Here is a 4,351-nt window from a genome sequence, read left to right as displayed (position 1 = left end):
CATGACAAGTAAAATTTGGCAGCAAGTTCGTGAGCGAGTGCTTCTTCGTTGATGTACTCGTTTTCTTTGGCAAGGGCAATAGCCTTGTCGTACATCTCAATCGCTTCTATTTTTTCGTCTAAAACCCGATGCCGTTCTGCCTCTACTAGATAGAATTTGTGCAGATAATTCATTGGAGCATGATGCGCCCATTTCTGCATTTTTTCTTGATTAGCTTTTACTCTGTCAAGAATACCCTCTTGCTCTGACTGTGGAGTATCATAATACACCGCGAGCCTTACTAAAGAATCGTAAAAATGGAAGACAGGAACAACGGGCATTCCTACCATTGCATCTAAATACTTCTCTATTCTAGCAGTATTCTCAATTGCTTCCGAGTAATTTTCCAACCAATAACAAAGTAAAATTTTATTCAAATATATGTATGCAACTCCCACTTTGTCGTTTGCCTGCTGGTATAATGGCAACTTCAGATCCTCATCGCAGGCTTCACCCTTTAGAAGGAAGGGATTTTCACTTTTTCCGAGCAAGTTTAAGGTAGTCTGCCAATAGGTTTCTATATAATTAAGCGCTGTTTTTTGCTTGATTTTATGAGCAGCATCTCTGTAAGTTCCCATCTCTTTTTCAAGGACAGTCAGTTCTTTGCCACTAAAGTAAGCGAAATAGGAGTACACCATTAAACCATAGCCTGCATATTCTAAATCTCCCGTCTCCAGTCCGCTAGAGTAAACTGATACTAAAGGCTCTAAGGTTTCTCTCAGATTCTCTTTGCAATGTCGGATAAATAGATTTACTATGAAGGCTGTCTTGGCTTTGATTTCTTGAGCATTTAACTTGGAGACTAGACTTAAAGCTAATTGACCGAACTGATAACCTGAGTCAATATCTCCTAAAACTCCACAAAGAAGAAAACCATAATTGGCATAGGCAAAGGGAGAAACGGAAGCATTGCCATATTGGACGGATAAATCTACTTGTTTGCATACAGTCAAGGGCAACAGTGCAGGAGCAACAATGTATGCAGGAGCAAAGATACTTGATAAAAGTTTCATGGCTGCTAGTTTATACGGATCGCTCATTTGAGGCAAGTCAATTAAATCCTCAATTCGCTTCCCGTTCAAAATTGTCGCAGTTTCCCCTACTGCCTGCCCAATATCTGACGGGTTCGGCTCTTGGGGAAACTCCACCCCTAACAGCTTTAAAACTTGTAGCGCTGTATTAACGGCTTCTAGCACCCTGTTCTGTCCCACGTAAGCTTGAATCTGGACTTCATACACTTTTACTGTGTCCAGTAGCGTTTTAGCGCAGTTTTGCACCCTCTCAACAAATCTCAGCATTACTTCAAAATCACCGCTCAAAAAAGCTGTCTCTGCTGCTTCCTCATGCAGCGCTAATGTTAATTTATACTGATAAGTCCAGCTATCTTCTACTAACAGTCCCAACCCTGCTTGCAAATATTTAAGCGCAGACTCATGGGCTGTAGCTGCTTTGGCTTTTTGACCGGCAATTAAATTCAGTTTAGCAATTTCAGTTCGTTCGGATTGATCGGCAACCCCTTCAATTCCTAGATTCAAATGATCGACGATCGCAAATATGTCTTCCGTTCGCTTCTCTGTCGAGGTATTTTGCCAAAGCAGGCGACCGATTTGTAAGTGAACAGTTTTTTTAGAACTTTCCTCAATCAGAGCATAGGCTGCTTGTTGCACGCGATCGTGCAAAAACTTGTAAGTAGTAATGATTAGATGAGACTGAATAATTTCTTCTTCTGTCGTGCCTAATTCAGAAGTGGCTAAAATTAACCCATCTTGGATCGCGGACACTAGCTCTTTAAAAGTTTCGGCGGTAGATTTTTCATTAACAATTGACAGAGTGTTTAAGTCAAAACTATTGCCCACACAAGCGGCTAACCGTAAAATCTGTTGAGTTGAGCCGGGCATCTTTCTCAATTTCCCGACCATCAACTCAACCACGTTATCGGTAATACCTACTGCTTCGATTTCTGAAATTTTCCAATCCCAGCTTCTTTGCTGAAAATGGAAATTTAGTAGTTTTTCTTCATAGAGACTTCTGAGAAACTGATTGACAAAAAAAGGATTGCCTTGAGTTTTTCCAACGACTAACTCAGCTAGGGGTATGACCGCTCCTCTATCTCTACGCACAGTATCAGCAATCAAATTAGCGATATGTTCGATATCTAAGGGAGTTAAGGTAATTTGGTTAATAGTAACATCTTGCTTTTGCAACCCATCCAGCGTCATTATCAGAGGATGCGTGGGGCTCACTTCGTTATCTCGATAAGCTCCAAGTAGAAATAAATATTTCGTTTCCTCATCTGCCATCATTACTTGCAGCAGTTTCAGAGTAGCGGAATCAGCCCATTGCAAATCATCTAGAAAAATGACTAAGGGATGCTCGACTGAACAAAACACCCGGATAAATTTTTGAAAGACTAAATTAAAACGATTTTGTGCTTCTGTAGCACCTAACTCTTGCACGGGTAGCTGTTTCCCAACGATGAGTTCTACGTCGGGAATGACATCTATAATAATTTGACCGTTATCACCAAAAGCTGCTAAAAGTTTTTCTTTCCAGGCGCCCAGTTGCGTTTCGCTCTCAGTTAATAGTTGTTTGACTAAGGACCCAAAAGCTTTGACAACAGCCGCATAAGGAACATTGCGTTGAAATTGGTCGAATTTTCCGGCAATAAAATAGCCGCTTGCCTTAGTAATCGGTTTATAAACTTCTTGCACTAAGGCTGATTTGCCAATGCCAGAGTAACCCGACACTAACATGATTTCTGTTGTGCCATTGCTGACGCGCTCGAATGCTGCTAATAAGGTTTCAATTTCTCGTTCTCTCCCATAAAGTTTTTGGGGAATTTGAAACTTATCTGTAATATCTTTTTGGGCGAGCGCAAAATCTGTAATCGTTCCTTTAGCCTTTAGCTGTTCCAGGCATTCTTCTAAATCTGCGAGAATTCCCCAAGCACTTTGGTATCTTTTTTCAGCCGTCTTTTCTAACAGCTTCATTACTATATCAGAAACGGCTTTAGGAATTTCTATTTCTGCCTTGATTTCATGGGGCGGTACTGCTTGTTTAGCAATATGCCAATGGACTAATTCCATTGCATCGTTATAATCGCATGGCAGTTGCCCCGTTAGCAGTTCGTAAAAAGTGACTCCTAATGAGTAAAAGTCCGTGCGGTAGTCGATCGCTCGGTTCATTCTGCCTGTTTGTTCCGGCGATATATAGCTCAGAGTGCCTTCTAAAACATTAGGATTTTTTAGGGTAGGATTCTCACGATTTAAAACAGTAGAAATGCCAAAATCTATGATTTGAACTAGGCCTGTTGTCGAGTTAATAATAATATTGCTGGGGTTGATATCTTTATGAATAATATTATGTTGATGAAGGTCGCCTAAAGCTCGGGTTATTTGAATAGCGGTTGCCAAAAACTCTTCTAAGGTAAGTTTGTGAGAAGCCAACCACAGGTTAAATGACTTTCCACCAGAATCCTCGAAAATAATAACTAAACTGTTCTGGTATCTTTCTAAGCTGTAGGTTTTAGGTACACTTTCTAGGTTAAGATTGCGTGTAATTTCGTATTCCTGCTTGTATCTGACTAACGAAGCTGGCATCGGATAATCTTGCTTGAGAAATTTGAGAATTACCCGTTGGTTGTCTTGCTTTCTCAATCCTCGATAAACTAAAGAATTGTTACTTTCATGTATTTGGTTGGTAATCTCGTAGCCAGCTAAGTTAATCATTTTTGCAGCCTATTTTAATAATAAATACACATTTTTTTAGCAATTATCAATTTGTAAGTAGATTTACCCTCTAATATAAAGACTAGCCTGCCCTTTCAGCAAAATTTAAATTTCAAATAAAAAAATATCAATTTTTACATTTCTTAAAAAAAGTATAAATAAAGATTTATGTTAGGAGTGATCTCGCTCTACAGTTTCCTCCAAAAGCAGGCAGAACAGAGTGAAGGGATCTCGCCCTTGGCCTTCAGAGGAGATTTGTACGGCTTGTTATAGTTACTAGATCGATCGTCAGATATGCCTAGACCCGCATCTGAGTTAAATCCTTCAGCCCATAGCATTTTTTGAGAGGATTCTTAGCTGAAAAATCGTAAATATTGTCCATTGCTGCTCACCTATTTTTATTACTGAACTTTTGATGTGGGAAACTACAGTTTTGCATCGATTTGTAGGGGTAGCTTAATAATAAATTTGGTGCCTGCTCCCACCTCACTTTTAGCTTCTATTTCACCCAGAAGTTTTTGGGTTACTAAATTGTAGACAATATGCAATCCCAACCCGCTACCACCCTGACCGCGTTTTGTAGT

2 protein-coding genes are annotated in these 4,351 nt (G+C 39.8%); both read right to left on the bottom strand.

The genetic code is table 11. The annotated features are described in order from the left end of the window. The coding region (locus QUA62_RS28905) for a serine/threonine-protein kinase PknK (protein WP_333408237.1) at nt 1-3,767 on the bottom strand (3,767 nt) is incomplete at its 3' end. 425 nt (nt 3,768-4,192) lie between these two features. Continuing rightward, on the bottom strand, nt 4,193-4,351 hold a 159-nt coding region (locus QUA62_RS28900; RefSeq protein ID WP_333408238.1), incomplete at its 5' end, for an ATP-binding protein.

Source organism: Microcoleus sp. MON1_C1, assembly GCF_036701945.1.
In the GTDB taxonomy this organism is placed as follows: domain Bacteria; phylum Cyanobacteriota; class Cyanobacteriia; order Cyanobacteriales; family Microcoleaceae; genus Microcoleus.
The sequence above is the reverse complement of the archived record's forward strand: the minus strand, read 5'-3'. Positions and strand labels throughout refer to the sequence as shown.